Raw genomic sequence first — 16,643 nt, 5'->3', positions numbered from 1 at the left:
AGCACCAGGCGTGCCCCTATGACCTCACCCGGTTTCGACGCCCGCCGCTTCAAGGCGCTTGAACGTGCCGGCTTCAATCGCATCGCCGCCCGCTATGCCGACGGCGCGCCAATCCGCGCCGGCCTTCAGCAGGCCCTGCTCGACGCCGCCGCGCTAAAGCCCGGCCAGCACGTGCTTGACCTGGCTGCCGGCCCGGGCCTCTTGGCCCGCGAGGCGGCTCGCCGGGTTTTGCCCGACGGACAGGTGCTGGCCAGTGACATCGCCGAAGGCATGCTCACCGAAGGCCTGCGCCGGGCTGCGGCCGAGGGCCTGCCGGATCTCCTCGCCGCCGCCTGCGATGCGGAACACCTGGCATTTCGCGACGCCTGTTTCGATGTGGCCCTGATCGGCCTCGGGCTGTTCATCTTTCCCCAGCCGGAAAAAGCCCTGGCCGAACTCCGCCGCGTGCTGCGCCCGGACGGGCGGATCGCCCTGTCGGTGTGGGGCCCACGGGAAGCCGTTCCCCTGATCGCCCGCGCCCAGGACTGCATTGCGCGCCTGCTGCCGGCGCCGAAGGTGCCGCGTCCGTCAGTCTTTCGCCTCGGCGATGCGGATGAGCTGGCTGCGTTGCTCGCCGCCGCGGGCTTTTGCGACATAAGCATTGCACCGCACACCTTCAGCTGCCGCTTCGCCTGTGCCGACGACTACTGGCAGGCCTTCCTGGATCTGGCCGGCGGTGCCGCCGAATCCCTGGCCCGCCTGCCCGAAAACATCCAGACCCGGCTGCGTGCTGAAGTCGCCACCGAACTGGCGGCCCACCGGGACGGAGACGCTTACACCGTTGAAAGCACGGTGCTCATCGCCAGCGCCCGGCGTTAAGTTTCGTCTTCGTTTCCGGCCGCGCCCTTCACCACGCCAAAGCGGGCCAGGGTGCGCTCCCGGGCCTTGGCGTGATCCACCACCGGCGCCGGGTAATCGGTTCCGATCACGCAGCCGGCCAGCTTCTGGTCGATGGGCGGCAGGGTCCATGGGGCGTGAATGAACTTGTTCGGCACCTGGGCCAGCTCGGGCAGGTATTTGCGGATAAAGCTGCCGTCCGGATCGAACTTTTCCGACTGGGTCACCGGATTGAAAATCCGGAAATACGGCTGCGCATCGCAGCCCGTGGACGCCGCCCACTGCCAGCCACCGTTGTTGGCCGAGAGATCAAAATCGTTGAGCTGGTCGGCGAAATATTTTTCGCCCAGCCGCCAGTCAATGCCCAGATCCTTGGTCAAAAAAGACGCAACGATCATCCGCAGACGGTTGTGCATGAAGCCACTGTGGTTGATCTGGCGCATCGCCGCATCCACGATGGGGTAGCCAGTGCGCGCCTCGCACCAGGCGGCAAACAACGCCGGCGCGTCGTCCCACTGCACCCGGTCGTATTCCGGCTTGAAGCAGGCGCCGATCACCCGGGGGTGGTGCCACAAGATCTGGAAGTAAAAATCCCGCCACACCAGTTCCGACAACCACGTCTCGGCCCCCTCCCCCCCAATTCCGTGCGCCGCCCGCGCCAGCTCGCGGATCGACACGGTGCCGAAGCGCAGATGCACCGACAGGTAGGAGACGCCCTTGACGGCCGGGAAATCCCGCTTCGCCTTGTAGCGCCCGATGCGCTTGAGGAAATCGTCAAACAGCTTGCGCCCGCCGCTCATGCCCGGCTGGATGCCCAGCTCGACGAGATTGGTCGGCTCGAAACCGATATCGGCGAGGCTTGGCAGTGTCTCGCCGTCCGGCAGCGGCGCCAGGCTGGCCGCGTACTTTTCGACCGGGTAGGCCTTGAGGTGAAAATCCGTCAGCGTCTTCAGCCAGGCCCGTTTGTAGGGCGTGAAGACCGAGAACGGCGAATTGCCCTGGGTCAGCACCTCGCTCTTTTCAAAGATCACCTGGTCCTTGAAAGTCTCAAAGCCGACTCCAAGTACCCGCAGCCGCTCGGCCACGTCACCATCGCGGGCGATGGCCGCCGGCTCGTAATCCCGGTTGGCCAGAACCGCCGTCACACCCAGCGCGGCCGCCAGCGCCGGAATCACTTCTGCAGCCGGGCCGTGACGCACGATCAACCCGCCGCCTCGTGCCCGCAGCGCGCCGTCCAGTTCGACCACGCTGGCGTGGATGAACTCCACCCGCCGGTCGGCCCGTTGCGGCAACGCGTCGAGAATCACGGTGTCAAAAACGAAGGCGCAAAACACCTTCCGGTGGTGTTTGAGGGCGTGGTAAAGCGCCGCATGATCGAAGTCACGCAGGTCGCGACGAAACCAGACAAGAGCAGATGACATGAATGACGAACCCTGACGCGGCGCCAACAAGGACGCTGGATGTTTTCAATGAAGGGACGCAAGCATGCCCGAAAACTTGCCGCTACAATCCCCGGACCTCGGCTTAAAATAACGCCCGTGACTACACCAACGATCAACCTCACTGACCACTTCCTGATCGCCATGCCCGCCATGGCCGATCCGAACTTCACGCGCACGCTCACCTACATCGCCGAGCACAACGAAAACGGTGCGATGGGCGTCATCGTGAACCGGCCGACAGACATGCGCCTCGCCACCCTTTTCGAGCGCATCGACATCCCCCTGGAGCAGCCCGATTTTGCCAATCTGCCCGTGTATTTCGGCGGCCCGGTGCAGGCCGACCGGGGTTTCGTGCTGCATCGTCCGGGCGGCGCCTGGCATTCGACACTCAAGGTCAGCGACACCGTAGGCCTCACCAGTTCGCGCGACGTGCTGCAGTCCCTGGCCACCGACGGCCAGCCTGCCGAAGTGCTGGTCGCCCTTGGCTATGCCGGCTGGTCTGCCGGCCAGCTCGAACACGAACTGGCCCAGAACGCCTGGCTCACCGTGCCGGCCGATCTTTCCATCGTTTTCGACCTGCCGCCCGAAGAACGCCTTGCCGCAGCCATGCAATTGCTGGGCATCGACTTCGCCAAGCTTTCCGACGTCGCCGGTCACGCGTGAGCATGCAGAACCGCAAAGGCGACGCTTCCCGCGCGAAGCCGCAATGAGCACCCTGCTCGCCTTCGACTTCGGCCTCGCCCGTATCGGCGTGGCGGTTGGCGAAACGGAAACGGGCCACGCCCATCCGCTCGCCGTGATCGCCGAAGAAGCCAACGCCGCGCGCTTTGCCGCCATCGAAAAACTACTCGCCGAGTGGAAGCCCTCCGGGCTGGTGGTGGGCCTGCCCACCCACATGGACGGCACCGAGCACGCCATGACCGTGCGCTGCCGCCGCTTTGCCAACCAGCTCCACGGCCGCTACGGCCTCCCGGTCAGCCTGGTGGACGAACGCCTTTCATCCGCCGAAGCCGAGGAGCGCCTCAGCGAAGCCGGCCACCACGGCTGGCGCAAGCAAAAGCCGCGGCTCGACTCCGCAGCGGCCCAGATCATCCTGAATCAGCACCTTGAAAGCACCAGACATGCAGCTCCCTGACGCCGAACAGCTCATTGCCAACCTGGCCGCCGCAATGCGTCCCCACGTCACCGCCAACACCGCACTGGTCGGCATTCACACCGGCGGCGTGTGGCTGGCCGACCGCCTGCACGCGCTGCTCGGCCTGAGCCTGCCGCTGGGCAGCATCGACGTCAGCTTCTACCGGGACGACTACGCCGCCAAGGGCCTGCACCAGCAGCCCCGGGGCTCGAAGATTCCCTTCGACGTCGAAGGCGCCCACATTGTCATCGTTGACGATGTGCTCTACACCGGCCGCACCACCCGTGCAGCCCTCAACGAGCTCTTCGACTACGGCCGCCCGGCACAGGTCGACCTGGCCGTGCTCATCGACCGCGGCGGGCGCGAGCTGCCCATCTCGGCCCGCTTCTGCGCTCTCACCCTGCCCGAACCCATGCCCGCCGGGCAAAACCTCCAACTCGAGCGCGACGACTCCGGCGCCCTCACCATGAGGCTGATCCATGCGTAATCCCCAACTCAACAAGAACGGCGAGCTGCAACACCTGCTCACCCTCGACGGCCTTCCGCGCAGCATCATCACGCAAATCCTCGACACCGCCGCGCCCTTCACCGAGATGGCCGAGCGCGAGGTCAAGAAGCTGCCGCTCTTGCGTGGCAAGAGCGTGTTCAACCTGTTCTTCGAGAACAGCACCCGCACCCGCACCACCTTCGAGATCGCCGCCAAGCGTCTGTCGGCCGATGTCATCAACCTCAACGTGTCCACCTCGTCCACCAAAAAGGGCGAAACCCTGCTCGACACGGTGGACAACCTCTGCGCGATGCAGGCCGACATGTTCGTCGTGCGCCACGAATCCAGCGGCGCCCCGCACCTGATCGCCCAGCACCTGCAGAACACCGGCCGCGACCACATCCACGTCGTCAATGCCGGCGATGGCCGTCATGCCCACCCCACCCAGGGGCTGCTGGACATGTACACCATCCGGCACTACAAAAAAGAGTTCCACAACCTCACCGTCGCCATCGTCGGCGACGTGCTGCACTCCCGCGTGGCCCGCTCGCAGATCGCGGCGCTGACCACCCTCGGCGTGCCCGAAGTACGCGTCATCGGCCCCCGCACCCTCATGCCCACCGAGGTCGAAAAAATGGGCGTGCGCTACTGTGCGACGATGGAAGAAGGCCTCAAGGATGTAGACGTGGTGATGATGCTGCGTCTGCAAAACGAGCGCATGAACGGTGCGCTGCTGCCCAGCCCCCAGGAGTTCTTCAAGGTCTGGGGCCTCACGGCCGAAAAACTCGCCCTCGCCAAGCCCGACGCCATCGTGATGCACCCCGGCCCGATGAACCGCGGCGTCGAAATCGATTCCGCCGTGGCCGACGGCAACCAGGCCGTGATCCTCCCGCAGGTCACCTTCGGCATCGCCGTGCGCATGGCTGTCATGAGCATGCTGGGCAGTCACTGAAAGACAGGTCTTCCACAATGAACATCCACATCAGTAACGGCCGCCTCATCGACCCGGCCAATCGCATCGACGCCAGGCAGGACATCTTCATCGCCGATGGCAAGATCGTCGGCGTCGGCACTGCCCCGGACGGCTTCAAAGCCGCCCACACCATCGATGCCAGCAAGCTCGTCGTCGCGCCCGGCCTCATCGACCTGGCCGCCCGCCTGCGCGAACCCGGCTTCGAATACCGGGCCACCCTCGAATCCGAACTCGATGCAGCCATGGCCGGCGGCGTCACCAGCCTGGCCATTCCGCCGGACACCGATCCGGTGCTGGACGAACCCGGCCTCGTCGAAATGCTCTGCTACCGGGCCAAGAAGCTCAACCGCGCCCACATCTACCCGGTCGGCGCCCTCACCATCGGCCTGAAGGGTGAACAGCTCTCCGAAATGGCCGAGCTCGTCGAAGCTGGTTGCGTGGCCTTCAGCCAGGCCAATACGCCCATCCTCGACACCCGCGTCCTCGGCCGCGCCATGCAGTACGCCGCCACCTTCGGCTTCCGCATCTGGCTGCAGCCCCTCGACCCCTACCTCGCCCGCGGTGGCGTTGCCCACGACGGCGAAGTCGCCTCCCGCCTCGGCCTGCCCGGCATTCCGGCCAGCGCCGAAATCGTCGCCCTCTACACCTACCTGCGCCTGGCCAGACAGACTGGCGCGCGCCTGCACATCACCCGGGTGTCGTGTGGCGAGAGCCTCGATCTCATCGAGCGCGCCCGCCAGGATGGCGTCGATGTCACCTGTGACGTGGCCGCCCACCACCTGCACCTGTGCGACATGGACATCGGCTACTTCAACCCCCACTGCCACGTGGTGCCGCCGCTGCGCAGCCAGCGCGACCGCATCGCGCTGTCGAAGGGGCTGGCCGACGGGCGCATCAACGCCATCTGCTCCGACCACACACCGGTGGACGACGACGCCAAGCAGGCCCCGTTCAGCGAATCCGAGCCCGGCACCACCGGCCTCGAACTCCTGTTGCCGCTCACCCTTAAGTGGGCTGCCGAACACAATCTGCCACTCCTCGACGCACTCTCCCGCATCACCTCCGAGGCCGCGAAGATCGCCGGCATCGCCAAGGGTGGTCACCTGTCGGTCGGCGCCCGTGCCGACGTCTGTATCTTCGACCCGGATACTCACCAGCTCATCGACCGCAGCATGCTCAGGAGCCAGGGCAAGAACACGCCCTTCCTGGGCCTCGAACTGCCGGGCAAGGTTCGCTACACGCTGGTCGAAGGCACGCTGATGTACGAAGCACACTGACGCGCTGGCAGCCCGCCGCTGCCTCGCCCGACGGCGCCCTCGAGGCGCCGTTTTTTATCATGTGTCATGAAGTTTTGTGCGCTGATGCCGATAAGCCATCGACTGACTTTTTTGCAGCCGCAAGAGATCCGTCAGCCCGGAAATACTTCGCAGGGGCCCCGCTCCTGCCCCGACAGGAGGAACAGAGTGATCAGCGGTTCAGTCGAGCAAGCTGCGGAACGACTCCGCAAGGCCGTGCCCATCATGGTGAAGCACGGCATTCCGGTTACACCGCTCAACTACGCACTGTGGTACTCCTACGTTTCAAACGAGGATCCGAGCCTCAACCTGCGCATCGACGAAATCGTCGCCGCCTACGGAACGATCCCGCTGACGTCGGCGGAAGGCCTGTTTCGCGAACATGTATCTCCCGCCGGGAACTACGAAGCCACGTTGAGCCGCGTAAAGAACAATCTCGAAGAGATGGTGCACAGCATCGACAAGGATCTGCACGCGACCATCGCGGATACGCGCTCCTTTTCCACCCTGCTCGACGAATGCAACCGCGACCTGCGCACGCCGAGCACCGGCATGGCCAGTATTGACGACATGTTCGGAACCCTCGACAAGCTGCTTCAGGGCTCCACCGCAATGCAGGAGAACACCTCGCGCTTCGAGCAGCGCCTGGCGTCCGCCAACGACGAAATCCGGCGCCTCCGCGGCGAACTCGAAACCCTGCGCCAGGATGCAATGAACGACGAGTTGACCGGCGTATTCAACCGTCGCGCCTTCGACGTCGAACTAAACCAGTTCATCGGCCACGGCGACCGGGGCCCCGCCATCCACCTCGGTCTGCTCGATATCGATCACTTCAAGCAATTCAACGATCGCTTCGGCCACCAGGTCGGAGACCGGGTGCTGAGCCTTGTCGGAAAGCAACTCAACGCGACAAGCCGGCTCGGCGTTTCGGTCTATCGCTATGGCGGCGAAGAGTTCGCACTGATTTTCTGCGGCGGAACAGCCGCGCAGGCCATGAAGCTGGCCGAGGCCCTACGAATTTCTATCGAACGGCTGGTACTCAAGGACAGTCGCAACGGGGAACGCCTCACAAACATCACCGCCTCCATCGGCATCGCCAGCCGCAATTCCGGGGAGACGGCGGAAGCCCTGGTGGCCCGTACCGACGCCGCGCTCTACAAGGCCAAGAACAACGGCCGCAACCAGGTTTGTCAGGCCTGAGGGCACACTGCCGTCAGCATCCTCCGCTCAAAATGAAAAAGCCCGAAACGCATGTTTCGGGCTTTTTCATTCTTGACGACCTGACGAGCTCTTACTTCTTGTCGTCCTGCAGCGCCTTCTCCAGAGCCTTGGCTGGATCATCCTCGGCAGGTGGAGCCGTGCCGTCTTTCGGTTCATTGTCAAACTGCACAGCGGAATCGTCCGGCATTTCGCTATCCGGAACCACGATCTCGACCTTGTCGGTATCGATCACTTCCTGCTTGTCCAGCCCCATCGTCACCAATTGCGGAAAGACGATGATGATCGCGACCATGATGATCTGGATGATCACGAAGGGCACCGCGCCCCAGTAGATCTGGGTCGTCTTGACCGTTGGCGGCGCCACCGAACGCAGGTAGAACAGCGCAAAACCAAAGGGCGGGTGCATGAACGAGGTCTGCATGTTTACCCCGAGCAGCACGCCAAACCAGATCAGGTCGATGCCAAGCTTCTCGGCAACCGGTGCAAGCAGCGGCACCACGATGAAGGACAACTCGAAGAAGTCGAGAAAGAAGGCCAGCAGGAAGATCAGGATGTTCACCACGATCAGGAAGCCGAGCTGGCCACCGGGAAGGCCTGCGAGCAGGTGCTCCACCCACAGATGGCCTTCAACCCCGTAGAAGGTCAGCGAGAAGACCCGCGCACCCACCAGGATGAAGACCACGAAAGTGGTGAGTCTGGCCGTGCTTTCCATCGCCTGCTTGAGCAACTTGACGTTCAGGCGCTTGCGGGCAACCGCCAGCACCAATGCGCCGAAAGCCCCCATCGCACCGCCCTCGGTCGGTGTTGCGATACCCAGGAAAATCGTGCCGAGCACCAGGAAGATCAACAACAACGGCGGCAAAAGGGTCGTCAGCACACGCAGGAAAAGCTTGGCGCCGCGCAGCGTGCGGGCCTCGGGCGGCAGGGCTGGCACATACTGGGGCTTGAACACAGCAACCAGCGCCACGTAACCGACATACAGGCAGGTCAGCACGAGACCCGGGAGCAGCGCGCCCTGATACATGTCCCCCACCGACCGCCCCAGCTGGTCGGCCATGATGATCAGCACGAGAGACGGCGGAATGATCTGCGCCAGGGTTCCGGAAGCGGCGATGACACCGGTGGCGATACGCTGATCGTAGCCATATCGCATCATGATGGGCAGCGAGATAAGGCCCATCGAGATGACCGAAGCGGCCACCACGCCGGTGGTCGCGGCCAGGATTGCGCCGACAAAAATCACCGCAAACGCCAGGCCGCCGCGCACCGGGCCAAAGAGCTGGCCGATGGTATCGAGCAGATCTTCGGCCATCCCTGATCGTTCGAGAATCAGGCCCATGAAGGTGAAGAACGGGATTGCGAGCAGGGTGTCGTTCGACATGACACCGAAAATACGGTCGGGCAGGGCCTGGAACAGGGCCGGCGTAAGAAGGCCAAGCTCGATGCCAATCAGACCGAAGACCACGCCGTTGGCCGCCAGGGCAAACGCCACCGGGTAGCCGAACAGCATGAAAACAACCAGCGACCCGAACATCAGGGGTGCCATGTTGGCAGCAATGAATTCCATTTTAGACGGCCTCCCCGCGCTGTTTCTTGATGGCCTTGGCCAGTTCTTCTTCAGCTGACGGTGTGTGTGGCTTGGCGTTCGGATCGTCGATCAGGCCCTTGAGAAAGGCGAAGCGCTTGATCAGCTCGGAAAGGCCCTGCAGGATCAGCATTGCAAAACCGACCGGCACCAGTCCGCGCACCGGCCAGACGATGAGGCCGCCGGCGTTGGACGAGTATTCGTTATTGAGGTAGGAATTGACGAAGATCGGCCAGGAGAGATACAGCACGGCAAACGCCATCGGAGCCAGGAAGAAAATCGTCCCGATGATGTCGATCCAGGCGAGAACGCGCGGCGAAAAATGCGAGGACACCACGTCGATACGGACGTGCTCGTTGCGCAGCAGCGTGTAGCCGGCGCACAACAGGAAGATTGCCGAGAACAGGTACCACTGGATTTCAAGAAGTCCGTTGGAACTGTAGTTGAAGGCATAACGCACAAAGGCGTTGATCGCACTGATGAGGGTGACGATCAGGACCAGCCAGATCGCAGCCTTTCCGACGCGTTCGGTAAGCGCATCGATCGCGCGCGATAACTTGAGCAGGGCTTGCACGTCCCTCACCTCCCTTTTAATGAAATAACGAACTTTTTTTGGGCAAAGACGTCGGTGCGTCCACCTTCCGGATTATCTGCGAGAACGGTAGTCCGGCAATCAGGGATTACGCCTACCGGCCTTTAGCCGCGTATTATCCCGTCAAAGTGGCTCTCACAGGCACCAAGGCGGGTCCGTGAGATACTTCCCGACTTTCCATTCAGACAGCACAGCAGCAATGTCCACCCGCATCTGCCTCGTCCGCCACGGTGAAACCGCCTGGAACGCCGAACGCCGCCTCCAGGGGCACACCGACATCCCGCTCAATGAAACCGGGCTGGCCCAGGCCCGCGCCACCGCAGCCAGTCTGGCCACCGAGCGCTTCGACGCGGCCTACTGCTCGGACCTTACCCGCGCCCGCCAGACCGCCGAAGCCATCGCAAACTGCTGCGGCCTCGCCCCTGGCTTCGACGCCAGCCTGCGCGAGCGTAATTTCGGTGCCTTCCAGGCCCTGACCTACGCTGAAGCGCAGGCGCGCTTTCCCCATGACTATCACCGCTTCGAAAACCGTGACCCAGAATTCACCTTCCCCGGCGGCGGTGAAAACCTGCGCGAATTCGCCGCCCGCATCCGCGCCACCCTCGAAGACATCGCCCGCCGGCACCAGGGCGGCAGCGTGCTGGTTGTAACCCACGGCGGCGTGCTCGACATTGCCCATCGCCTTGCCACCGGCAAGCATCTCCAGGCCCCTCGCGATTTCACCATTCCCAACGCCGCCCTCAACTGGATTGGCTGGAATGGTGAAACCTGGTCGCTTATCGCATGGGCAGAGCAACGCCATCTCGACAAAACCCTGGACGAACTGCCAAACGCCTGAAAACGTCACACCCAACAAAACAATAAAACTTAAAGCTATCCGGACTTCGACCGTTTAAACAACCGGTATCCCGCCTGCCAAGGTGGTACCGGTCGGAGTTCCGTCATGTTCAAACTGAAGCACCAGTCCCTTGCTTACCAGATCGTTCTCTCTGCGGCAGTCGTCACGCTCGCCGTTTTTGCTGCGCTGATTGGCTTCACCACCTACTTCAGCGAAACCGCAGCCCTTGCCAAAACGCAAGATGAACTCCACACCCAGGTCAAGGGCATCGTCCGCCTGCTCGAACTAAGCCATGGCAATGCTGTAGCCCATGCTGACAAGAGCCTTGCCCGGGTCAAGGAGAGCCTCGGCAAACTGAATGTTGGGCCCGACACCGCGGCCTCCGGCAAATACCAGATTCCAGTTGTGCGCAGCGGCGAACGCATCATCAACGGCAACATCGCACTCCTCGAAAGCCTGCGCCAGCAAACAGGAACAGACCCTGCATTGCTGGTACGTTCGGGTGACGAATTCGTCCGTGCCGCCACCCTTCTTAAAGACAAGGACGGCAAGAGCACGGAAGGCACGCCCATTCCCAAAGACAGCAAGGAAACCACGGCGCTTCTGGCGGGCAAACCCTACACCGGCGTCGTCAAGCGGTCTGGCAAGTACTACATCTCGGCCATCGAGCCGATCATGGATGAAAAAGGAAAGGTCGTTGCCGCGCTGGCCGCCAGGGTCGACATCCAGACCGACATGGAACGCCTGCTCAACGCCGTGTCAGATATCAAGTCGGGCCAAACCGGATACGCCTACATCCTGGCGCCGAACAAGGACCAGACCAAGTCCGAATTCATCTACCACCCGACCATGGCCGGAAAAACCCTCGGCGAAATCAGCAATCCACGAATCGTAAGCATCTCGGAAGAGCAGGTTCGGCAAAAACAGGGCACCTCCATCTACGAATGGAATCGCAGTGCGGACAGCACTGAAACCGGCACACGCATGATGGTTTTCGAGACAGCTCCGGGCTGGGGCTGGATCGTTGCGACCGGCAGTTTCATCGACGAATTCACCACCGAAGCCCGCCAGCTGCGCAACACACTCATCACCTTGTGCATAGGCGGCGCAATCCTGATCACCGGTGTTCTCTACCTCGTCACCCGCCGGCAACTCTCTCCGATCCGCGCGCAACTTGACATCATGCAACGTGTCGGCGGCGGCGACATGACGGTCCAGTTCCCCGAGTCCGACGAAAACAGCCGCAACGAACTCGACCAGATGAACCGCACCCTCGACAAAACCACCCGCCAGATCGGCATGCTGATCAGCAGCGTGAAGGAAGCCAGCACCGCTGTCCGGGAAGCAGCCCAATCCGTGCGCCTGGGCTCGGACGAGATCGTGAGCGGCAGCACCACCCAGAACGCAGCCGCCGCCGGCCTCGCATCGGCAATCGAAGAGCTGTCGGTGAGCATCACCCACGTTTCCGACAGCGCAGCCACCGCCCGGGACATCACCCAGCAGGCCCAGAATCACGCCGAGAACGGTGGCGCCACGGTTCGCCGGATGATCAGCGGCATGAATCGCATCGCCTCCGAAATCGACAACGCCGGCGTGGCGGTCAACCTGCTGTCCGAACGCTCGGCACGTATCTCCAACATCGGCAAGATCATCAACGACATCGCCGACCAGACCAACCTGCTGGCCCTCAACGCAGCCATCGAGGCCGCACGCGCCGGCGAGAGCGGACGCGGTTTTGCCGTCGTGGCGGACGAGGTACGCAAGCTGGCCGAACGCACGGCCACATCCACGCGGGAAATCACCAGCACCGTCAGCGAAGTGCAAAGCGAAGCCGAACGGGTCGTCACGATGATCCGCGACGTGACCGGGCAGGTGCGTGACGGCGTAACGCTCGCCACCGACTCCGGAGCTGTCCTTGAAACAATCCACAGTGAAAGCAGCCGCACGACCAGCGCCGTAAATGACATTGCCGACGCTACCCGCGAACAAAGCTCCGCCAGCCAGGAAGTTGCCCGTGGTGTCGAACATATTGCCCAGATGGCCGAGCAAAACAGCGAGGCCACCCGGCAAACCAACAACCAAGCCACCCTCCTCGAACAGCTCGCCGCCGACCTGCAGGACAAGGTCAGCCACTTCCGCATCTGAAACCCGCCCTTCCCGCAAGGTCCGCAGGCTTTTACCGGTCTGGCGGGCCTTCATGCTTTCAGTAAGCCCGAAGTGCCGTGTTAAACTCTTTATTTGACTCAAGCCCACCCGGATCGCCATGTTTTCCAAGCAAAATACCCTTGCCAAAGTCGACCCTGAACTCTGGCAGGCCATTGAGGCCGAAAACCGCCGTCAGGAAGATCACATCGAACTGATCGCCTCCGAAAACTACGTCAGTGCAGCTGTCATGGAAGCCCAGGGCTCCCAGCTCACCAACAAGTACGCGGAAGGTTATCCGGGCAAACGCTATTACGGCGGCTGTGAATTCGTCGACCTCGCCGAGCAACTCGCGATCGACCGCCTCAAGACCCTGTTCGGCGCCGAAGCGGCCAACGTCCAGCCCAACTCTGGCTCGCAGGCCAACCAGGCCGTGCTGATGGCCTTCGCCAAACCGGGCGACACCATCCTTGGCATGAATCTCGCCGAAGGCGGCCACCTTACCCACGGCATGGCCCTGAACATGTCCGGCAAGTGGTTCAAGGCCGTGGCCTACGGTCTGAACGAAAAGGAAGAAATCGACTACGACAAGATGGAAGCGCTGGCCCGCGAACACAAGCCGCGCATCATCGTCGCCGGCGCGTCCGCCTACGCCCTGCGCATCGACTGGGAACGCTTCGCCAAGATCGCCAAGGAAGTCGGAGCGATCTTCTGGGTCGACATGGCCCACTACGCCGGCCTTATCGCGGCAGGCTACTACCCCAACCCGGTCCCCCACGCCGACGTGGTCACCTCCACCACCCACAAGACCCTGCGCGGCCCCCGTGGCGGCGTGATCCTGATGAAGGCCGAGCACGAAAAGGCCCTCAACTCCGCGATCTTCCCGGGTCTGCAGGGCGGTCCGCTGATGCACGTCATCGCCGCCAAGGCCATCGCCTTCAAGGAAGCCGCCGAGCCCGAATTCAAGCGCTACCAGGAACAGGTCATCGCCAACGCCCGCGTCATGGCGCGTGTCCTTGGTGAAGAACGTGGCCTGCGAATCGTCTCCGGCCGCACCGAAAGCCACGTTTTCCTGGTCGATCTCCAGTCCAAGAACATCACCGGCAAGGAAGCCGAAGCCGCCCTCGGCCGCGCCCACATCACCGTCAACAAAAACTCGATCCCGAACGATCCGCAAAAGCCGTTCGTCACGTCCGGCATCCGCATCGGCTCGCCGGCCATGACCACCCGCGGTTTCACCGAGATCGAAGCCGAGCGCATCGCACACCTCATCGCCGACGTGCTCGACAACCCCAACGACGAAGCCACCACCGAGAACGTGCGCGCCAAGGTTGCAGAGCTGTGCCGCAAGTTCCCGGTGTACGGCGCGTAACAGCCGTCACCGGCAGACACGCGCACTAGCCCATGCATTGCCCCTTCTGCGGCGCCGACAACACGCAGGTCACCGACACCCGTGAAAACGAGGACGGTGACATCGTGCGGCGCCGCCGTCGCTGCCTGTCCTGCGACAAGCGCTTCACCACCTACGAGCGCATCGACCTCAAGATGCCCCAGGTGGTCAAGAAAAACGGCAGTCGTGCCGACTACAGCCGCGACAAGCTCCTCGGCAGCCTGAGCCTGGCGCTACGCAAACGCCCGGTCACCGCCGAAAGCGTCGAAGCAGCCGTCGATCGCATCGAAGCCAAGCTCCTCTCCATGGGCGAACGCGAAATCGCCTCCGAACGCATCGGCGAACTCGTCATGCGCGAGCTCAAGAAGCTCGACAAGGTTGCCTACATCCGTTTTGCCTCGGTCTATCGCGCCTTCGAAGACGTAGACGAATTCTCCGAAGTCATCCGCGAAGTCACCACCCGGCCCCGCGGTCGCCCCCCCAAGGTTTCCTGAAGCCTCCTCTCCCATGAGCGCCAGTGCAGACGACTACCGGTGGATGTCCCGCGCCATCGAACTGGCTGAGCGCGGGCTATTCACGACGACTCCAAATCCCCGCGTCGGCTGCGTGATCGTGCGTGATGGCTGCGTAGTCGGCGAAGGCTGGCATGTGCGCGCAGGCGAACCCCACGCCGAAGTCCATGCGCTGACCATGGCAGGCGACGCAGCGCGCGGCGCCACCGCCTATGTCACGCTCGAGCCCTGCGCCCACCATGGCCGCACGCCGCCTTGCGCAAAAGCGCTGGTCAAAGCCGGCGTCGCTCGCGTCGTCACGGCAATGGAAGACCCCAACCCGCTGGTAGCAGGACGCGGCCTCGACATTCTCCGGGCCGCCGGCATCGAGGTTACGGCTGGCGTCCAGGAAGCCCAGGCCCGCGAACTCAATATCGGCTTCATCTCCCGCATGAGCCGCGGCCGCCCGTGGCTGCGCCTCAAGGCCGCTGCCACGCTGGATGGCAAAACCGCCCTCGACAACGGCGTGTCCCAGTGGATCACCGGCGACGACGCCCGCCGCGACGCCCATCGCTGGCGCGCCCGCTCCTGCGCGGTACTCACCGGCATCGGCACCGTTCGCGACGATGACCCTCAGCTCAACGTCCGCGCCATTCCCACCGAACGCCAGCCGCTGCGCATCGTCGTCGATGCCCGGCTCGAAACACCGCTCAACGCCAGGCTGCTCGATGGCGGGCCGGTGCTGATTGCCGCAGCGGTCGACAACCCTGAACGCATCGCCGCCCTGCAGCGCCGCGGCGCCGACGTGGTGATCCTCCCCAACACCAACGGCAAGGTCGATCTGTCCGCCCTGCTGCTCGAACTCGGTCGGCGTGGCATCAACGAAGTCCTCGCCGAGAGTGGCTTCAAGCTCAATGGCTCGCTGCTGCGCGAAGGCTGCGTGGATGAATTGATCCTCTACCTCGCTCCCGCCCTCGTCGGCGACACAGCCCGTGGCCTCTTCAATCTCCCCGCCCTCAGCAGCCTGGACGACAAACGCCAGCTCAACTTTCACGACGTCCGCCAGGTCGGACGCGACCTGCGCATCATCGCCCGCCCAGCCTGAACCCTGCCTGATTGGTTTAATTGCAAACCTTTGACAAAGATCAGTCGAGGGGGTCAACGTCGGGCCGGCACTGCCGTTAATCTGGGCACCTTCGATACGCTGCCCACTTTGATGAAGTTTCCGCTCCTGTCCGGTCTGTTCGCTTCAGCTTTCCTGTCACTCGCTGTCCATGCCGAAACGGCCATCGTTCTCAATTCAGTCGACGAGAACGTCAGCTTCATCGATACCCGCACCTACAAGGAAACCGGCAAGGCGCCAGCCTGCAAGGAACCCCATCACCTGATGGCCACCCCGGACGACAGCTCGGTCATCGTCGCGTGCGCCATCTCGAACGAACTGGTGTTCTTCGACCCCAAAACGGGCAAGGAACAAAAACGCATCAAGAATATTTCCGATCCCTACCAGCTCGGCTTCTCGCCCGACAATAAATGGTTCGTGGCCAACTCACTGCGCCTCGACAGGGTCGATCTCTACAACGCCGCCGACTTCTCCCTGGTCGCCCGCGTTTCCGCAGAAAAAACACCGTCCCACATGGCTTTCGACAAGGCCAGCCAGTTTGTATTCATCACCCTGCAGGACTCCAACGAAGTCCTCGCCATCGACCTCAAGACCCGTCAGCCACTGTGGAAAATCCCCGTCGGCCCGACCCCGGCCGGCATCCACATGACACCCGACGACAAATACCTGCTGGTCGGAATCATGGGTGCAAATTACGTCGAGGTCATCGACTGGCGTGCCCGCAAGACGATCCGGAAAATCATCACCGACAAGGCCGCTCATAACTTCCTTCCCCGCGGCGACGGGCGTCACGTTTTCGTATCGAACCGCAGCATGAAAGGCAGCATCTCGCTGGTGGACATGCAGACGCTCACCGAAGTCGAGAAATACGACGTTCCCGGCGGCCCCGACGACATGGAAATCCGCGCCGATGGCAAGGAGCTGTGGGCAACCGCACGTTTCGCCCGCAAGGTTCAGGTCGTCAATCTGGAACAGAAAAAGCTCTCCCATTCCATCCCGGTCGGCCGCTCGCCCCACGGCGTTTCCTTCATCAGCCACGCCCCGAGGCAGTAA

General features: G+C 62.9%; 16 protein-coding genes. 13 read left to right on the top strand and 3 right to left on the bottom strand.

Annotated elements, in window-relative coordinates:
• Window positions 1-18 precede the first annotated feature (18 nt).
• Window positions 19-858: a class I SAM-dependent methyltransferase gene (locus tag Q1W26_RS18345; RefSeq protein WP_300443080.1), complete on the top strand. Its 840-nt coding sequence runs from the start codon at window positions 19-21 to the stop codon at window positions 856-858.
• Here Q1W26_RS18345 and Q1W26_RS18340 read toward each other — a convergent pair.
• Complete coding sequence (locus Q1W26_RS18340) at window positions 855-2,297, bottom strand: deoxyribodipyrimidine photo-lyase (RefSeq protein ID WP_300443078.1); 1,443 nt, start codon at window positions 2,295-2,297, stop codon at window positions 855-857. The genes Q1W26_RS18345 and Q1W26_RS18340 overlap by 4 nt on opposite strands.
• A 117-nt stretch (window positions 2,298-2,414) precedes the next feature.
• Here Q1W26_RS18340 and Q1W26_RS18335 point away from each other — a divergent pair, with 117 nt between their 5' ends.
• From Q1W26_RS18335 to Q1W26_RS18310, 6 genes are all read left to right on the top strand, one after another.
• Entirely contained in the window at window positions 2,415-2,981 is a 567-nt protein-coding gene (locus Q1W26_RS18335; protein WP_300443076.1) for a YqgE/AlgH family protein, read from the top strand.
• Between the two features lie 43 nt (window positions 2,982-3,024).
• Complete coding sequence (ruvX, locus tag Q1W26_RS18330; RefSeq protein ID WP_300443075.1) at window positions 3,025-3,453, top strand: Holliday junction resolvase RuvX; 429 nt, start codon at window positions 3,025-3,027, stop codon at window positions 3,451-3,453.
• Window positions 3,440-3,940, top strand: coding sequence for a bifunctional pyr operon transcriptional regulator/uracil phosphoribosyltransferase PyrR (pyrR, locus tag Q1W26_RS18325; RefSeq protein ID WP_300443073.1), 501 nt, complete (start codon window positions 3,440-3,442; stop codon window positions 3,938-3,940). The genes ruvX and pyrR overlap by 14 nt, the downstream gene beginning before the upstream one ends.
• On the top strand, window positions 3,933-4,892 hold the full coding sequence (locus tag Q1W26_RS18320) for an aspartate carbamoyltransferase catalytic subunit (protein WP_300443071.1): 960 nt from the start codon (window positions 3,933-3,935) through the stop codon (window positions 4,890-4,892). The genes pyrR and Q1W26_RS18320 overlap by 8 nt, the downstream gene beginning before the upstream one ends.
• Before the next feature lie 17 nt (window positions 4,893-4,909).
• On the top strand, window positions 4,910-6,190 hold the full coding sequence (locus Q1W26_RS18315; protein WP_300443069.1) for a dihydroorotase: 1,281 nt from the start codon (window positions 4,910-4,912) through the stop codon (window positions 6,188-6,190).
• A 186-nt stretch (window positions 6,191-6,376) separates the two neighbouring features.
• Window positions 6,377-7,408 (top strand): GGDEF domain-containing protein, encoded by a 1,032-nt coding sequence (locus Q1W26_RS18310; protein WP_300443067.1) that lies wholly within the window; start codon window positions 6,377-6,379, stop codon window positions 7,406-7,408.
• Window positions 7,409-7,499: 91 nt separating this feature from the next.
• Here Q1W26_RS18310 and Q1W26_RS18305 read toward each other — a convergent pair whose 3' ends face one another.
• Both Q1W26_RS18305 and Q1W26_RS18300 read right to left on the bottom strand, forming a co-directional pair.
• Complete coding sequence (locus Q1W26_RS18305; protein WP_300443065.1) at window positions 7,500-8,996, bottom strand: TRAP transporter large permease subunit; 1,497 nt, start codon at window positions 8,994-8,996, stop codon at window positions 7,500-7,502.
• Window position 8,997: 1 nt separating this feature from the next.
• On the bottom strand, window positions 8,998-9,588 hold the full coding sequence (locus Q1W26_RS18300; protein ID WP_300443063.1) for a TRAP transporter small permease subunit: 591 nt from the start codon (window positions 9,586-9,588) through the stop codon (window positions 8,998-9,000).
• A 217-nt stretch (window positions 9,589-9,805) separates the two neighbouring features.
• Here Q1W26_RS18300 and Q1W26_RS18295 point away from each other — a divergent pair, with 217 nt between their 5' ends.
• From Q1W26_RS18295 to Q1W26_RS18270, 6 genes are all read left to right on the top strand, one after another.
• The gene (locus Q1W26_RS18295; protein WP_300443061.1) at window positions 9,806-10,444 is read left to right on the top strand and encodes a histidine phosphatase family protein; all 639 of its coding nucleotides are present in this window, start codon (window positions 9,806-9,808) and stop codon (window positions 10,442-10,444) included.
• 105 nt (window positions 10,445-10,549) lie between these two features.
• Window positions 10,550-12,589, top strand: a complete 2,040-nt coding sequence (locus Q1W26_RS18290; RefSeq protein ID WP_300443059.1) for a Cache 3/Cache 2 fusion domain-containing protein — start codon at window positions 10,550-10,552, stop codon at window positions 12,587-12,589.
• A 118-nt stretch (window positions 12,590-12,707) separates the two neighbouring features.
• Window positions 12,708-13,958 (top strand): serine hydroxymethyltransferase, encoded by a 1,251-nt coding sequence (gene glyA / locus Q1W26_RS18285; protein ID WP_300443058.1) that lies wholly within the window; start codon window positions 12,708-12,710, stop codon window positions 13,956-13,958.
• A 32-nt stretch (window positions 13,959-13,990) separates the two neighbouring features.
• Window positions 13,991-14,470 carry a transcriptional regulator NrdR gene (gene nrdR, locus Q1W26_RS18280; RefSeq protein WP_300443057.1) on the top strand — a complete coding sequence of 160 codons (480 nt, stop codon included), beginning with the start codon at window positions 13,991-13,993 and terminating at the stop codon, window positions 14,468-14,470.
• Between the two features lie 13 nt (window positions 14,471-14,483).
• Window positions 14,484-15,572 carry a bifunctional diaminohydroxyphosphoribosylaminopyrimidine deaminase/5-amino-6-(5-phosphoribosylamino)uracil reductase RibD gene (ribD, locus tag Q1W26_RS18275; RefSeq protein WP_300443056.1) on the top strand — a complete coding sequence of 363 codons (1,089 nt, stop codon included), beginning with the start codon at window positions 14,484-14,486 and terminating at the stop codon, window positions 15,570-15,572.
• Window positions 15,573-15,683: 111 nt separating this feature from the next.
• Window positions 15,684-16,643 carry a beta-propeller fold lactonase family protein gene (locus Q1W26_RS18270; protein WP_300443054.1) on the top strand — a complete coding sequence of 320 codons (960 nt, stop codon included), beginning with the start codon at window positions 15,684-15,686 and terminating at the stop codon, window positions 16,641-16,643.

The sequence above is a fragment of the Zoogloea sp. genome, assembly GCF_030157465.1.
GTDB lineage: Bacteria > Pseudomonadota > Gammaproteobacteria > Burkholderiales > Rhodocyclaceae > Zoogloea.
Note: the sequence above shows the minus strand (reverse complement) of the source record. Positions and strands in the feature narration are given on the sequence as shown.

Coding starts and splice junctions, on each gene's coding strand:
- Q1W26_RS18320 (WP_300443071.1), top strand. CDS start 3,933: ATGCGTAATCCCCAACTCAACAAGAACGGCGAGCTGCAACACCTGCTC.
- Q1W26_RS18315 (WP_300443069.1), top strand. CDS start 4,910: ATGAACATCCACATCAGTAACGGCCGCCTCATCGACCCGGCCAATCGC.
- Q1W26_RS18305 (WP_300443065.1), bottom strand. CDS start 8,996: ATGGAATTCATTGCTGCCAACATGGCACCCCTGATGTTCGGGTCGCTG.
- Q1W26_RS18340 (WP_300443078.1), bottom strand. CDS start 2,297: ATGTCATCTGCTCTTGTCTGGTTTCGTCGCGACCTGCGTGACTTCGAT.
- ruvX (WP_300443075.1), top strand. CDS start 3,025: ATGAGCACCCTGCTCGCCTTCGACTTCGGCCTCGCCCGTATCGGCGTG.
- Q1W26_RS18345 (WP_300443080.1), top strand. CDS start 19: ATGACCTCACCCGGTTTCGACGCCCGCCGCTTCAAGGCGCTTGAACGT.
- glyA (WP_300443058.1), top strand. CDS start 12,708: ATGTTTTCCAAGCAAAATACCCTTGCCAAAGTCGACCCTGAACTCTGG.
- Q1W26_RS18290 (WP_300443059.1), top strand. CDS start 10,550: ATGTTCAAACTGAAGCACCAGTCCCTTGCTTACCAGATCGTTCTCTCT.
- ribD (WP_300443056.1), top strand. CDS start 14,484: ATGAGCGCCAGTGCAGACGACTACCGGTGGATGTCCCGCGCCATCGAA.
- Q1W26_RS18295 (WP_300443061.1), top strand. CDS start 9,806: ATGTCCACCCGCATCTGCCTCGTCCGCCACGGTGAAACCGCCTGGAAC.
- pyrR (WP_300443073.1), top strand. CDS start 3,440: ATGCAGCTCCCTGACGCCGAACAGCTCATTGCCAACCTGGCCGCCGCA.
- nrdR (WP_300443057.1), top strand. CDS start 13,991: ATGCATTGCCCCTTCTGCGGCGCCGACAACACGCAGGTCACCGACACC.
- Q1W26_RS18270 (WP_300443054.1), top strand. CDS start 15,684: ATGAAGTTTCCGCTCCTGTCCGGTCTGTTCGCTTCAGCTTTCCTGTCA.